Origin of the sequence: Roseovarius sp. D22-M7 (assembly GCF_037083785.1) — a bacterium.
GTDB lineage: Bacteria > Pseudomonadota > Alphaproteobacteria > Rhodobacterales > Rhodobacteraceae > Roseovarius.
Map to the genome: position 1 here is coordinate 1 of NZ_JBAPKY010000071.1, position 14452 is coordinate 14452.

11 protein-coding genes and 1 pseudogene are annotated in these 14452 nt (G+C 64.3%); 4 read left to right on the forward strand and 8 right to left on the reverse strand.

Annotation, left to right across the window (positions count from 1 at the left end; genetic code table 11):
* Positions 1-177: 177 nt before the first annotated feature.
* Positions 178-1059, reverse strand: a complete 882-nt coding sequence (locus V8324_RS19325) for a LysR family transcriptional regulator (RefSeq protein ID WP_336421542.1) — start codon at positions 1057-1059, stop codon at positions 178-180.
* Positions 1060-1181: 122 nt separating this feature from the next.
* On the opposite strand from V8324_RS19325, the gene V8324_RS19330 reads away from it, so the two are divergent.
* Genes V8324_RS19330 through V8324_RS19340 form a run of 3 tightly spaced genes read left to right on the forward strand, consistent with a single transcriptional unit; the run spans position 1182 to position 4236 of the window.
* Positions 1182-2348, forward strand: coding sequence for a succinate--CoA ligase subunit beta (locus V8324_RS19330; RefSeq protein ID WP_336421543.1), 1167 nt, complete (start codon positions 1182-1184; stop codon positions 2346-2348).
* Entirely contained in the window at positions 2348-3226 is an 879-nt protein-coding gene (gene sucD / locus V8324_RS19335) for a succinate--CoA ligase subunit alpha (protein WP_336421544.1), read from the forward strand. Before V8324_RS19330 ends, sucD begins: the two co-directional genes overlap by 1 nt.
* 14 nt (positions 3227-3240) lie before the next feature.
* Positions 3241-4236 carry an NAD(P)H-quinone oxidoreductase gene (locus V8324_RS19340; RefSeq protein ID WP_336421545.1) on the forward strand — a complete coding sequence of 332 codons (996 nt, stop codon included), beginning with the start codon at positions 3241-3243 and terminating at the stop codon, positions 4234-4236.
* Between the two features lie 87 nt (positions 4237-4323).
* On the opposite strand, the gene gyrB is transcribed toward V8324_RS19340, so the two are convergent.
* The 7 genes from gyrB to V8324_RS19375 form a co-directional block, all read right to left on the reverse strand.
* Complete coding sequence (gene gyrB / locus V8324_RS19345; protein WP_336421546.1) at positions 4324-6741, reverse strand: DNA topoisomerase (ATP-hydrolyzing) subunit B; 2418 nt, start codon at positions 6739-6741, stop codon at positions 4324-4326.
* 88 nt (positions 6742-6829) lie between these two features.
* The gene (locus tag V8324_RS19350) at positions 6830-7450 is read right to left on the reverse strand and encodes a LysE family translocator (RefSeq protein ID WP_336421547.1); all 621 of its coding nucleotides are present in this window, start codon (positions 7448-7450) and stop codon (positions 6830-6832) included.
* The gene (gene recF, locus V8324_RS19355; protein ID WP_336421548.1) at positions 7447-8556 is read right to left on the reverse strand and encodes a DNA replication/repair protein RecF; all 1110 of its coding nucleotides are present in this window, start codon (positions 8554-8556) and stop codon (positions 7447-7449) included. Before recF ends, V8324_RS19350 begins: the two co-directional genes overlap by 4 nt.
* Before the next feature lie 53 nt (positions 8557-8609).
* On the reverse strand, positions 8610-9728 hold the full coding sequence (dnaN, locus tag V8324_RS19360) for a DNA polymerase III subunit beta (protein ID WP_336421549.1): 1119 nt from the start codon (positions 9726-9728) through the stop codon (positions 8610-8612).
* A 148-nt stretch (positions 9729-9876) separates the two neighbouring features.
* Positions 9877-11235 carry a chromosomal replication initiator protein DnaA gene (dnaA, locus tag V8324_RS19365; protein ID WP_336421550.1) on the reverse strand — a complete coding sequence of 453 codons (1359 nt, stop codon included), beginning with the start codon at positions 11233-11235 and terminating at the stop codon, positions 9877-9879.
* A 485-nt stretch (positions 11236-11720) separates the two neighbouring features.
* Positions 11721-11984, reverse strand: a complete 264-nt coding sequence (rpsT, locus tag V8324_RS19370) for a 30S ribosomal protein S20 (RefSeq protein ID WP_336421551.1) — start codon at positions 11982-11984, stop codon at positions 11721-11723.
* A gap of 282 nt (positions 11985-12266) precedes the next feature.
* Positions 12267-13085 (reverse strand): sulfotransferase family protein, encoded by an 819-nt coding sequence (locus tag V8324_RS19375; protein ID WP_336421552.1) that lies wholly within the window; start codon positions 13083-13085, stop codon positions 12267-12269.
* Positions 13086-13230: 145 nt separating this feature from the next.
* Here V8324_RS19375 and V8324_RS19380 point away from each other — a divergent pair.
* Positions 13231-14358: pseudogene (locus V8324_RS19380) on the forward strand (DUF5928 domain-containing protein); the annotation flags it as partial.
* Positions 14359-14452: the final 94 nt, after the last annotated feature.

Here is a 14452-nt window from a genome sequence, read left to right on the forward strand (position 1 = left end):
CGTCCAGCTGACGCCCCTTCGGAACATGCCGCCCCTTGCCCCTCCCCGACTTCCAGACGCCCGTCCGCTCATCAAGTGCCATCATGGAACTCCTCTACCTGTTGGCATGTGATATACCACATCAGTAATGGTGAACGTCAATTACTTATTTCTGATGGATTGATAAGTAGCGCTGATCTATCTTGCGATCACCACACGCCGCAATGCGTCGACGACCGGCAGGCCTGGATCGCGAAGCGGCGTGACGATGGCCACTTTCTTTTCGAGCACCGGCGCAACCAGCGGCAAGGCCACGGTTCCCCCGGGTTGACCGAACGCCTCGATGAGATGGTTCGGCACGACCGTGGCCGACATGCCTTCGGCGGCAAGAACCATGGCCGCCATGAAACCGCTTGTCTCGACGGTCACATTGGGCAGCAGACCGAGATCGTCGAACACCTTGTCGAGAATACGGCGGTTCTGCATTCCCGGCTCCAGCAAGGTCAGAGGTAGTTGCGCGGCCTCCGCCCAGGTCACCTCGCCCGTCACGCGCGGGGCAAGATGGGTCGGGGTCAACAGGGTGTACGTCTCGCTGTAGAGATCCTCGACCCTCAAGAGATCGCGCGAAACGCCTTCGCCATAAGTGATCCCGGCCTCGAAAAGCCCGTTTTCCAGCCCCTGCTGGATCGCCAGCGATGTCGCCGTCTGGATGCTGACCTTGACGCCGGGGTGCTTCGCTCGCAGCGCCTTCACCGCGCGGGCCGCGAAGATCACGGCCGTCGGTATGGCCGCAAGCACCAGTTTGCCGGTGATCTCGCCCTTTGCCGAGCGAAACTCCTGCTCCAGGATCTTGACATCGCCGACGATCTTGCGGGCGTGGCGCACCAGGGCATCGCCCTCGGCCGTGAAGCCCTGGAAACGGTTGCCGCGTTTCACGATCGGCGTGTCGAGCTTTTCCTCGAGTTTCCTGATCCGCATCGAGAATGCCGGTTGCGACACGCCGCACTCTTCCGCGGCGCGTGCGAAATGCTTTCGACGGGCAAGCGAAGCCAGAAACTCGAGCTCTCTCAAACTGATCACGGTCGTCTCCGTTCAATACGCATCCTAGCGGGGCTGTGTTATCGTGGGCAAGAGATCACTCACATTGACAGAATCACCGTCGTGGCATACCAGAAACCACCAAAACAGGAAGGCGCGGGCTCATGATGCTCTCAGAGAACCAATCCAAGGAACTGCTCTGTCAGTACGGCGTTTCGATTCCGGAGGGCCGCCTCGCACATACCCCGGACGAAGCCGAAAGGCTTTGCAAGGAAATCGATGCGCGCAAATACGTGGTCAAGGCACAGATCACGGCCGGCGGCCGGGGCCTTGCAGGCGGGATCAAGTTTGCCGCCACGCCATCGGCGGTCGCCAACGAGGCGCGAGCGTTGCTGAATTCGACCCTGGTGACCGACCAGACGGCGGCGTCGGGTGAAAAGGTGCGCTCTGTCTACGTCGAGGCCGCGGTCGATATCGCCAACAGCTACTACATCGCCATTTCCTTCGATCCCGGCAGCGGACGCCCCATGCTTCTGGCCTCCGCGTCCGGCGGGGTGGAGTTCGAACAGCTTGCCCGCATGGATGAAAGCACCGTCAAGTCGCATATTCTGGACGACACTCCCGAGGCCCGCGACGCGCTGACTGCCTTCCTGAAGGATGTCGGCATCGAGGGGCCCGAGGCGCTCGACACCATCGAAAACGCGCGCAAGGCGTTCTGCGACAACGATCTGACACTCGTCGAGATCAACCCCTTCGTGCGGACCAGGGACGGCAAGTGGATGGCGGTCGACGCCAAGCTCGCACTCGACCGCAACGCCTCCTTCCGGCGACCGGAGTTCGACTCGATGATTACGGATCCAGGCACGTCGTCCGACGAGACCGAGGCGCAGAAGTACAACATCAACCTCGTTCAACTGACGGGGAATATCGGTGTGGTCACCAACGGGGCCGGTCTCGGGCTTGCCACCAATGACATGATCACCGACGCGGGCGGAAAGCCGGCCAATTTCATGGATATCAGGACAACGGCGCGCAGCTTCGACATTGCCAGGGGCGTTGAAATGCTGCTGACCGACGCGCAGGTGCAGGTTCTGCTGCTCAACATCCACGGCGGCGGCATGACGGCGGCCGATACGGTGGCGGAAGGTGTGAATTTCGCGTATTCCCGCGCCAAGCGGAAACTGCCGGTCGTCGCGCACATCGCCGGTCACAATGCCGAATGGGGCACGAACATATTGCGCGACCGGAAAGTGCCGGTTGAAACCTTCGACACGATGTCCGGTGCGATCAACCGCGTCGTTGAAATTGCAAAAACCGGGAGGGCACGCTGATGGCGATCTTCGTCGACTCCGACACACGCGTGATCGTTCAGGGCATGACGGGCCGGTCCGGCACCTTCTACACCGACCAGGCGGCACGATATGCCCCGACCTATGTCGGCGGCGTGCGCCCCGGCAAGGGCGGCAGCCAGCATCTGGACCTGCCGATCTTCAATTCGGTCAAGGAAGCGATGTCAGAGACCGGCGCGAATGCCAGCCTCGTGATCGTCCCGGCCCCCTATGCGGGCGATGCCATGATCGAGGCGATCGAGGCCGGTATCGGCGTCGTGGTCTGCGTGACCGAACGCGTTCCGCAACACGACATGAGCCGGGTCAAGACGGCCCTGCAAAATTCGGATACGATTCTGATCGGCCCGAATTCACAAGGCATCCTGACACCGGGCCAGTGCAAGATCGGCGTCATGCCGACCCGGGCCACGAGGCCGGGCCGGATCGGCATCGCGTCACGCTCGGCGTCGCTGACATCCGAGATCGTCGCACAGTTCAGCAAGACGGGCCTGGGTCAGTCCACGACGGTCGCCATTGGCGGCGACACGTTGCACGGGGTGGATTTCGTGGAATGTCTCAAACGGTTCCGGGACGACGATGACACCGATGCGGTCGTGCTTATCGGCGAGATCGGAGGCCGCGACGAAGAGGACGCTGCCGCCTACCTTGCCTCGGTCGACTACGGCAAGCCGGTCGTCGCGCTGATCGTCGGGCGGTATGCCCCGCGCGGCCGGCAGATGGGCCATGCCGGCACCCTCTCGGTGCTTGGTGGCGGATCGGCGAAGGACAAGATCGCAAGCCTGCGCGACGCCGGCGCGATCATTGCCGCCAATGCCGACGATGTCGTGACCGCCGTGAAACGGGCGCAGGCCGCAACCTGAAAGCGCAAGAGACCATGAGCGAATCGCATCTACCCGACACCATGACGACAATCGAGCTTGATGACTTTGGCGGGCCCGAAGTTCTCGTCGAAGGAACGCGGCCCCTGCCGGTTCCGGCCTCGGGAGAAGTCCTCGTCAAGGTCACGGCCGCTGGTGTCAATGGTCCGGACCTGGTGCAGCGCCGGGGCCACTACCCACCGCCTGAAGGGGCGTCGGACCTGCTGGGGCTCGAAGTCTCCGGTGAAGTGGTCGCCGTGGCGGCCGATCAGACCCGCTGGCGGACCGGTGACCGGGTTTGCGCGCTGACCAACGGTGGCGGCTATGCCGAATACGTGGCCGTCCTGGCCGATCACTGCCTGCCGATCCCCGACGGTATCGACGAGGTCGACGCCGCCGGCCTGCCCGAAACCTTCTTCACGGTCTGGAGCAACGTCTTTCTCGGCCGGACGGTGCCGGAAAACGGCACCTTCCTGGTTCACGGCGGCGCTGGCAGCATCGGCTCCACGGCGATCCAGCTTGGGGCCGCGATGGGGCTTGATGTCTACACCACCGTCGGCTCTGACACCGCCGCGGCGTTCGCCATGTCACTCGGGGCAACGCGGGCCATCAATTACCACGAAGAGGATTTCGTCGCGATCTGTCGCGAGGCGGGTGGCGCCGACATCATCCTCGATATCATCGGCGGCGATTACGTCGCCCGTAACATCAAGGCCGCCCGGCGCGACGCGCGCATCGTGCAACTGGCCTTCAACCTCGGCTCGAAGGTCGAGATCGACCTTATGCCGGTCATGCTCAAGCGGATCACCTATACCGGATCGACCCTGCGCTCTCGGTCGGACGGCGACAAGACCAGGATCGCCCGGGACCTGCTTGATAACGTGTGGCCGCTCTTCGCCGCCGGCGCGCTGCGCAGCGTCACGCATGCGGTCATTCCGCTGACCGACGCCGCCGAGGCGCATCGCATCATCGAGGGCGGCAAGCATCAGGGAAAGATCCTGCTCCGACCCTAGTCGATTTCGCGCCAAGTTTCTTGATAAAAGGGAAAGGCGCCCTGCCCTGTCTGTGGGGACACGAAAACCATGGGCGTCCCGGAGGTCTCAGAAATCCAGGTTCGCGACGTTGAGCGCGTTGGACTGGATGAATTCGCGGCGCGGCTCCACCACGTCACCCATCAGCTTGGTGAAGAGGTCGTCGGCCTCGGCCACGTCGTCGATCTTGACCTGAAGGAACGTGCGCGCGTCGGGATCCAGCGTGGTTTCCCAGAGCTGGTTCGGGTTCATCTCGCCCAGACCCTTGTAGCGTTGCAGGGTCAGGCCCTTCTCCCCCTCCTTGAGGATGGCGTTCAGCAGGTCGAGCGGGCCGTGGATGGGCTGCCCGCGTTCCCTGCGCACGAGGGTGGCCGGGTCGCGGTAGACCTCGCGCAATTGCGCGGTGATCTGGGCAAGCCGGCGCGCCTCGCCGCCGCGCAGCACCGGGCCGTCGAGCGTGCGCACTTCCTCGACGCCGCGCACGGTGCGCGACAGGCGCAGGCCATGATCCTGGGTCGGGCGCCCCTGCCAGCCGCGCTCGTACTCGTTGGAGATCATGTCGAGCCGGCTGGCCACGGTATCGGCCACCCCCTGCAAGTCCGAATCCACGCGACCCGGCAAAAACGCCTCGGCGATGGCCGCCTGTTCGAGGATGTGGCGCGGGTAATGAGTCGGGAACGAGTCGAGCATGCGCTTGGCCTGTCGCGCCTCCTCGACCACGCGCACCAGGTCCGGTCCGGCGATCTCCTCGCCGGTACCGAGGCGCAGCGCGGCATCGGTGGTGCCTTGGTCGATCAGGTAATTCTCGAGCGACGGATGATCCTTGAGATAGACCTCGGACTTGCCGCGCATCACCTTGTACAAAGGCGGCTGCGCGATGTACAGATATCCGCCCTCGATCAGTTCGGGCATCTGCCGGTAGAAGAAGGTCAGCAGCAGCGTGCGGATATGCGCGCCGTCGACATCGGCGTCGGTCATCAGCACGATCTTGTGGTAGCGCAGTTTCGAGATGTCGAACTCGTCGCGCCCGATGCCGGTGCCGAGGGCCATCACCAGGTTGCCGATCTCCTGGCTGCCCAACATCCGGTCAAACCGCGCGCGCTCGACATTCAGGATCTTGCCCTTGAGCGGCAGGATCGCCTGGGTGCCCCGGTCGCGCCCGGTCTGGGCCGAACCGCCCGCCGAATCGCCCTCGACGATGAAAAGCTCGGTCTTCGATGGATCCTTGGACGAGCAGTCCTTGAGCTTGCCGGCGAGGAAATTCACGTCCATCGGGTTCTTGCGCCGGGTCAGATCGCGCGCCTTGCGCGCCGCCTCGCGGGCATGAGCGGCCTCGATGACCTTGCTGACGACAGACTTGGCGATTTGCGGGTTCTCCTCGAACCACTCGCCCAGCTTTTCGTTCACCAGCCCCTCGACCGCCGGGCGCACCTCGGAGCTGACCAGCTTGTCCTTGGTCTGGCTGGAGAACTTCGGATCGGGCACCTTCACGGACAGCACGCAGGTCAGCCCCTCGCGGGCGTCGTCGCCGGTGAAGCTGACCTTTTCCTTCTTGGCGATGCCGGTGGTCTGGGCATAGGCGTTGATCGTCCGGGTCAGGGCGCCGCGAAATCCGGCGAGGTGACTGCCGCCGTCGCGCTGCGGGATGTTGTTGGTGAAGGGCAGCACCGTCTCGTGATAGCTGTCGTTCCACCACATCGCCACTTCGACGGTGATCCCGTCGCGCTCGCCCGTGATGAAGATCGGCGCGGGCATCACCGGTGTCTTGTGCCGGTCGAGATACCGGACGAATTCCTTGACCCCGCCCTCGTAGACGAGATCGGCCTCCAGCGGTTCCTCGCCGCGCTCGTCGCGCAGGATGATGCGCACACCGGAATTGAGAAAAGCCAGCTCGCGCAGGCGCTTTTCCAGCGTCTCGAAACTGTACTCGAGGTTGCTGAACGTGTCGGTCGAGGCCAAAAAGCGCACCTCGGTCCCCGAGCGGCCTTCGGCATCGCCGACGACATGCAGATGCTCGGTTGTGAAGCCGCCCTCGAACCGGGCGAGATACTCCTTGCCGCCCCGCCTGATCCGCAATTCCAGCCAGTCCGACAGCGCGTTGACGACCGACACGCCGACGCCGTGCAGACCGCCCGAGACCTTGTAGGAATTCTGGTCGAACTTGCCGCCTGCGTGCAGCTGGGTCATGATGACCTCGGCGGCCGACACGCCTTCGCCCTCGTGGATATCCACGGGCACGCCACGGCCGTTGTCGCGGACCGACACGCTGGAATCCGCGTGGATCGTGACGCTGACCGCGTCGGCATGACCCGCCAGCGCCTCGTCGATGCCGTTATCGACGACCTCGTAGACCATGTGGTGCAGGCCCGAGCCGTCATCGGTGTCGCCGATATACATGCCGGGACGTTTGCGGACAGCCTCCAACCCCTTGAGAACCTTGATGGAATCGGCGCCGTATTCTTCGGGCGCGATGGCGGGTTCGGACATGCGTGCGTTCCTTCGTAATTTCCTCATTTTATACGGTTTCTTGGGGAGAATGTCACGCCCAACCGCTATATTTTGCGGCCTTGCGTGATCAGGTGAAGGGGATCACCAGCCCGACCGCGATCAGCAGCGCGCCGGACGCGATATTGGTGCGCCGCAGCGCCCGCGCCGAGGTGACGAGGCCGCGGATCCGGTCCACGAAAAGCGCCAGCGACAGGTTGCAGACCAGCGGCACCGCGAACGAGATGCCGACCACCGCCGCGATGTCCAGCGGCGTGATGCGCGACAGATCGAAGAAGCCGGGCAACACGCCCATGTAGAACAGCACCGCCTTCGGATTGCCGAGAATCGCCGCAAGCCCGGCCATGAACCCCGCCCAGAGACCGGGCCGTGTCAGGCGGCTGTCGGCGCTGATGGTGCGGTCGGCGTTGCGGATCAGCAGGATCCCCATCCCCACGAACATCGCCGTGGCGAGGATCCGCAGCGCCAGCATGAACCCCGAGAAGACCGAGACGATCCAGGTGACCCCGAGAATCGCAAGGAACGGCCACAGCACATCGCCGACCACCACGCCCAATGCCAAGGGCCAGGCGGCGTGAAACCCGCCCGACATCGCCCGCGCCACCAGCGCCAGCCAGACCGGCCCGGGCGTCAGGAAAAGGATCAGGATGGCGACCGTGTAAAGCGCAAGGTCCGAGGCGGCGAGGGTCATGGCACGCGCGCCTCCACGCTGCTGAGGCCATCGCTTTCGGTGACATGCACATGCTGCGCCCGCGCGCCCAGTTCCGCGAAAAGCTCCGGCCCGGTGCCGGTCATCCACGCCTGCGCGCCGAGGCCGCAGATCTCGTCGTAAAGCGCCGCGCGCCGGCCGGCATCGAGATGCGCTGCCACCTCGTCGAGCAGCAGGATCGGCGGCGCGCCGAAATCGCGGGCCAGCGCGCGCGCATTGGCAAGGATCAGCGACACCAGAAGCGCTTTCTGCTCGCCGGTGGAACATTCGGTCGCCGGTACGCCCTTGGCAGCATAGCTGCCGTAAAGATCGGCGCGATGCGGCCCGACCAGCGACCGCCCCGCGACGAGATCGCGAAAGCGGCTCTCGGCCAGTGCGGCGCGCAGATCGCCTTCGGTCTCGGGCATCTCGCCCTCGGTCTGCGTCAGGTCAAGTTCCGCGGTGGGAAAGGCCGTCTCGGCCTGCATCTGGGCGTCCATGATCCGCTGAAGCGCGGTCTTGCGATTGGCGTGGATCTCGGCCCCGGCCTCGGCCATCTGACGTTCGAGCGCGATGTACCAGTGCCCGTCGCGCACCTGGTCCTTGAGCAGCCGATTACGCTCGCGCATCGCCTTTTCGTAGACCAACGACGCGTCGGCATGGCCGGGCAGAAAGCTCATCGTCATGCGATCGAGAAACCGGCGCCGTCCCTCGGCGCCCTCGATCCACAGCCGGTCCATCGCCGGGATCAGCCAGAGCACGCGTGCGAGGCGGCCAAGCGCAAGCTGTGCCGCGGACTTGCCATCGATGCGCACCTGTCGCGCGCCGCCTGCCTCGGAGAAGATCTCGACCTCATGCTGCCGGTCCGCGGCCCGCAACATGCCGGTGATCTTCCAGCCCAGCGCCTCCGGCCGGCGCGCCAGATCCTGCGCGGCCGCCCGACGCATCCCGCGCCCCGGCGAGAACAGCGAGACCGCCTCGATCAGGTTGGTCTTGCCCGCCCCGTTCCGACCATGAATGGCCACCGGCCGCGCATCCAGATCCAGCCGCGCCGATCTATGCGACCGGAAATGCGACAGCCTCAACTCCGACAGGTAGAGGCCGGCCATTCACGGCCCTTTCATCTTTCCAGAAATACTCCCGCCGGAGGCTCGGCCCGATGTCACACGCGCATCGGCATGACGACATAGACCGCGCTGGTGTCGTCGCCTTCCCGCATCAGCGTGGGATCGCCCGAGGAATTGAACAGGAACACCGCGTTTTCGCGGTCCACCTGGCTGGCGATTTCCAGCAGGTATTTCGCGTTGAACCCGATCTCCAGCCGCTCGTCGCCGTAAGCCACGACCACCTCTTCCTCGGCAGCACCGCTATCGGGCGCGTTCACGGACAGGATCAGCCGGTCCTCGTCGATCGCCAGCTTGACGGCGCGAGAGCGCTCCGAACTGACAGTCGCCACGCGGTCCACGGCCTTGGCGAATTCGGCCGCATCCACCTCCATCCGTCGGGTGTTGCCTTGCGGAATGACCCGCGTATAGTCCGGGAACGTGCCGTCGATCACCTTCGAGGTCAGCGTGATATCGGGGGTGGCGAACCGGATCTTGGTCTCCGACACCGACACCGCGATCTCCATCTCGTCATCGTCCAGCAGCTTGCGCAACTCGCCCACCGTCTTGCGCGGCACGATCACGCCGGGCATCTCGGCGGCACCGTCGGGCAACGCGGCGTCGATCCGGGCAAGGCGGTGCCCGTCCGTGGCCACGCAGCGCAGCACCTGCGCGCCATCGGCCTCGGCGACATGCAGGTAGACGCCGTTTAGGTAATAGCGCGTCTCCTCGGTTGAAATCGCGAATTTCGACTTGTCGAACAGCCGCCGCAACATCGGCGCGGGGGCGGCGAAATTGCTGGCATATTCCGACGAGGCCATGACGGGGAAGTCTTCCTTCGGCAGCGTCGCGAGGTTGAAATTCGACCGCCCGGCCTGCACCGTCAGGCGCCCCGACACCGCGTCGTCGGCCAATGACACCAACGCCCCGTCGGGCAACTTGCGCACGATCTCGTGCAACATCACCGCCGAGACGGTGACAGCGCCCGCCCGCTCGACCTGCGCCGGCGCGCGGTCCACCACCTCGATGTCGAGATCGGTGGCGCGGAAATGCACCGCCTCGCCTTCGGCCTCGATCAGCACGTTGGCGAGGATCGGGATGGTGTTGCGCCGCTCGACCACCGACTGGGCCTGTGCCACGGCCTTGAGCAACGTACCGCGTTCGATGCTGAATTTCATGGTTTCGCTCCTGTCAGATGCCGACCCGGCGCCGGGAGGGGCACGGTAGCAATTTCCCGCGTCGGCTCAAGCGCTTTGTGAGAGTTTGGCACCGAAATCCGCGCCACGTTGCATGGCGCGGATCGCGGGCGGTTCCATGATGCCCGCCTCAGCCTTCCAGCGACCGGCGCAGGATCTCGAGATCATCGGCGATCTGCGCGTCCTGGATGCGCAATTCCTCGACTCGCTTGACGCCGTGCATCACGGTTGTGTGGTCGCGCCCGCCGAAGCGCCGGCCGATCTCGGGCAGCGAACGGGACGTCATCTGCTTGCACAGGTACATCGCCACCTGACGCGGCCGGGCGAACGCGCGCAGCCGCTTGGGGCCGATCATCTCGGACAGGCGAATGTTGTAGTGATCCGACACCTTGCGCTGGATCTCCTCGACGGACACCTTGCGCTCGGAGGCGCGCAGCACGTCGGCGAGGCAATCCTGCGTGAGTTCCATGGTGATCGGCTGGCCGACCAGCGAGGCAAAGGCGAACAGCCGCGTCAGCGCGCCTTCCAGCACGCGCACATTCGTGCTGATCCGGTGCGCGAGGAATTCCAGCACGCCGGCATCGAGATGCAGGTCCGGGTACTGCTCGCGGTACCGCTCGACCTTGGATTGCAGGATGCCGAGGCGCAATTCGTAATCGGTCGGGTGCAGATCGACCACCAGCCCGCATTGCAGCCGCGACTTGATCCGGTCCTCCAGCCCCGCGATCTCGCCGGGCGCGCGGTCCGCGGAAATCACGATCTGCTTGTTCTGGTCCACCAGAACATTGAAGGTATGGAAAAACTCCTCCTGCGTGCTGTCCTTGCCGGCGATGAACTGCACGTCATCGACCATCAGGATATCGACGGAACGGAACATCTCCTTGAAATCCATCATCTTGCGATCCCGCAGGGCCTGCACGAAGCGGTACATGAACTGCTCGGCCGAGAGGTACAGCACGTGCAGCTCGGGGCGCGTGGTGGTCAGCTCCCACGCGATGGCGTGCATCAGGTGCGTCTTGCCAAGCCCGACACCGCCGTAGAAGAACAGCGGGTTGAACGTCGCCTGCCCGCCTTCGGCCACGCGCTTGGCGGCGGCATGCGCAAGCTCGTTGGGCTTGCCGACGACGAAGGTCTCGAACCGGAAACGATCGTCGAGCGGGGCCGAGGGCAGCGCGGGATCCTTCGCCGGGGGCTGCGTGGCGGCTTCGACATGCGCGGTCTCCGGCCGGGCGGCACGCGGGGCCGCCTGCGCCGCGACCCGGAAGTCGAGCTTGCGCACCTGCGGGTCGATGCTCGAGATCTGGTAGAGGATCAGGTCCCCGAAATGCCGCGACACATAATTCCCGATAAAGCCGGTCGGCACCACGAAGCTCGCCACCCCTTCGCTCACCTCGGCGAATTCCAGCGGCTCGATCCAGTTCTTGAAATTGCTCTGCCCGATGGATTGTTGAATTCTTTCCTTCAACCGGCCCCATTGATCCTGCGTCATGCTACCCCGTTTTCGCTACTCTGCCACCAACTGCCGCACGGCTTTCGCCAAGCGACAGGAACACCTTGCCACGCGATCGGCGAGAGGGAGGGCAATAATCCATCCATCCCGCTGCAGTGATGCAACGGACCGACGGACCATCTACAAGTCGTCCTGCAGTTCCATGTTCGCAGGACGGGACACGCGGTGATCCCGACCCAGACGTTCTGGAACACATTCCAATGGACAAGACCGGAGCCTTCAATAAGGCCCCTTCGCCAAGCCGGATCACGTCATCGTCACGTCATCCTGCATCGGTACGCCTGTCCCCCCAAGCGTGAATCGCTGATGGAAATTAGCAACGTCACATGCGCGCGGGCAACGTATCATTGCGCTTGACAGCATCTTTGCATGAAAAGAATCCGCGCGTGTGACCGAAGGCTGCAAATGCAAAGGGCACCGCTGCAAAGCGGTGCCCTTGAAATTCAACGGGTTGTCGGGAACCCTCAGCCGAGCGACTTTACCCGGGCGGAGAAACGCGAAATCTTGCGCGCGGCGGTGTTCTTGTGGAAGACGCCCTTGGTCACGCCGCGCATCAGTTCGGGCTGGGCTGCGCGCAGGGCGGCCGCCGCGGCCTCCTTGTCGCCAGAGGCGATCGCCTCCTCGACCTTGCGCAGGTAGGTGCGGATGCGCGAGCGGCGCGCCTTGTTGATCGCTGCCCGCTTTTCATTCTGGCGGGCGCGTTTCTTGGACTGGACTGTATTGGCCATCTGGCTCTGGACCCTTTCGTGGTTCGGTGTTCGATGCTGTCACGCGCATACCCGACCACGCCCCGGGAGACCGGGGGATCAATCGTGCCAGGGCGGGCAACACGCGCATGTCTGGCGGCCCTTTTACGCATCACGGCCGGAAATGCAAGCACTGCGCCGCTCGTCCGGGAAGAAATACCGCGGCGGCGCCCGGACCCCGAGACGGAGCCCGCAGGGCGACGTCGAGACACCCTGCGCGCCGCAGGCGCACATCATCGAAAAACCCGCGGCCCCCGCCCGGCCTCACTCGCCGAGCTTGGCATGGACCTCGTCGAGGTCGATCTCGCCGATGGGCTGGCGCTTGGCCGGGTTGGCGAAATCGTACTTGAATAGCTCGAAATCGCGCTTGTAGATCTCGTAGACCAGATGCATCGACAGGTCGTCGAAATAGTCCTCGACGGGATGCGCGCGTTTCGGCCCGTGGCCCTCGGATTCGTTGAACCGCGGGATGCTGCCGAGGTCGACCGCGTAAGCCGTGTCGATCGCGGCAAGCACCGCGCCCATGCCTTCGTCGAACCTCTCGGTCCAGAAGATCCGGTCATAGCGCCCGCCCCCCGCGATGAAGGTCGCGACATGTCCCGACATCGCCGACCAGTGGATATCGGGCTCCATCGGGCGTTTCCAGCGGATGGTGTCGCGGGCGAAAAGCAGGAACCGGCGGAAGCTCCTGATCTGGTCGAACGCCTCGGTGCCATCGGGGCCCCCGACCTCGATCCCGTATTTCTGGATGATCGTCGGTACCAGATTGCCGCGATAGCGCCGGCCGTTGCGCTGGATGCCGCAGATCTTGTCGAAGAACGACGACAGGATACGCGTGTAGGGGTTGCGCACGCAGGTAAAGGCATAGGATTGGTGCTGCCGCACGTTGTCGGCGATCGGTTTCCGGCTGTCCTCGCGGGCCCATTTGTGCAGGCCGGTGGTGGCGTCGTGGATATCGCCGTCGTAGAACATGCCGTGATCGGAATGATACAGGATCTGCCCGATGGTCGAGCAGGCGCATTTCGGCACGACGCGGTAGACCACGCTTTGACTTTCCGTCATCCATGTGCCTGGAAATCCCATGCCCCTCGCCTTTCACTGCCGCCGCATGGGCTTGGGCGCCCATTCGGCCATCCTGCCCCATGACCGGAATGCACCTGTTTATCCAGATGATTTTCGTGGATATTACTATAAACACCCGCCGAGGAAAGGGCACCCGGACTTAAGCATGGCGAAGATCGCGTTCATCCTGCTCTGTCACAAGGACCCCGAGGTCGTCATCCGCCAGGCCGGGATGCTGACCGCGGCGGGCGACTGCGTGTCGATCCATTTCGACGCCCGCGCCCCGCGCGCGGCGTTCGAGCGGATCCGCGCGGCGCTCGACCAAAACCCCGGCGTGACCTTGGTGCAAAAGCGGGTCAGATGCGGTTGGGGGGAATGGTCGCTGGTGCAGGCGACGCTCAACGCGATCGAGGCGGCGCTCGACCGGTTTCCCGACGCCACGCATTTCTACATGATTTCCGGTGATTGCGCGCCGATCAAGTCGAGCGCCTACATGCACCGGATGCTGGACGCGCGCGACGTCGACTACATCGAAAGCTTCGATTTCTTCGAAAGCGGCTGGATCCGGACCGGGATGAAGGAAGAACGTCTGATCTACCGCCATCCCTTCAACGAACGCACGCAGCCGAAACGCTTCTACGCCGCGTTCCACCTGCAGCGCGCCCTTCGGCTGGCCCGCGCCCTGCCCGCCGATCTCGAGATCCAGATCGGCAGCCAGTGGTGGTGCCTGCGCCGCCGCAGCGTCGCGGCGATCCTCGCCTTCCTCCGGCAGCGTCCCGACGTGGTGCGCTTCTTCCGCACCACTTGGATCCCCGACGAGAGCTTCTTCCAGACCCTCGTGCGCCACCTGATCCCCGAGACCGAGATCGAGACGCGCGCGCTGACCTTCCTGATCTTCACCGATTACGGCCTGCCGGTGACCTTCCACAACGATCACTACGACATGCTGCTCGGGCAGGATTGCCTCTTCGCGCGCAAGATCAGTCCCGAGGCGCAGGATCTCCGGCACCGTCTCGCGGCGCTTTACCATGACGCCGACGCGCGGTTCGAGATCTCGAACGAAGGGCACCGCCTCTTCACCTTCCTGACCGAGCGCGGGCGCGAGGGCCGGCGCATCGCGCCGCGCTTCTGGGACACCGGATCAAGCCTCGGGCGCGACCGCGTCCTGATGATCGTGGTGTGCAAGAAATGGCATGTCGCCAAGCGCCTTGTCCGCCGGGCAGCCGAGGTCACCGGTCTGCCCTTCATGGAGTTCATCTTCAATGAGACTGACACCGCGATGCCCGACCTGGGCGTATTTTGTTGAAAAACTCGGGCTTGCTTGGACGGTAGGTTGCTGATTCAATTCTTCTGACCAGCGGGAGAATTGAGCAATGTTGGGACCGAGA

Bases quoted from the DNA above. Each gene is read 5' to 3' on its own strand.
- V8324_RS19350 (WP_336421547.1), bottom strand. From the start codon at position 7,450: ATGACCCTCGCCGCCTCGGACCTTGCGCTTTACACGGTCGCCATCCTG.
- dnaA (WP_336421550.1), bottom strand. From the start codon at position 11,235: ATGACGCAGGATCAATGGGGCCGGTTGAAGGAAAGAATTCAACAATCC.
- dnaN (WP_336421549.1), bottom strand. From the start codon at position 9,728: ATGAAATTCAGCATCGAACGCGGTACGTTGCTCAAGGCCGTGGCACAG.
- gyrB (WP_336421546.1), bottom strand. From the start codon at position 6,741: ATGTCCGAACCCGCCATCGCGCCCGAAGAATACGGCGCCGATTCCATC.
- sucD (WP_336421544.1), top strand. From the start codon at position 2,348: ATGGCGATCTTCGTCGACTCCGACACACGCGTGATCGTTCAGGGCATG.
- rpsT (WP_336421551.1), bottom strand. From the start codon at position 11,984: ATGGCCAATACAGTCCAGTCCAAGAAACGCGCCCGCCAGAATGAAAAG.
- V8324_RS19330 (WP_336421543.1), top strand. From the start codon at position 1,182: ATGATGCTCTCAGAGAACCAATCCAAGGAACTGCTCTGTCAGTACGGC.
- recF (WP_336421548.1), bottom strand. From the start codon at position 8,556: ATGGCCGGCCTCTACCTGTCGGAGTTGAGGCTGTCGCATTTCCGGTCG.
- V8324_RS19340 (WP_336421545.1), top strand. From the start codon at position 3,241: ATGAGCGAATCGCATCTACCCGACACCATGACGACAATCGAGCTTGAT.
- V8324_RS19375 (WP_336421552.1), bottom strand. From the start codon at position 13,085: ATGGGATTTCCAGGCACATGGATGACGGAAAGTCAAAGCGTGGTCTAC.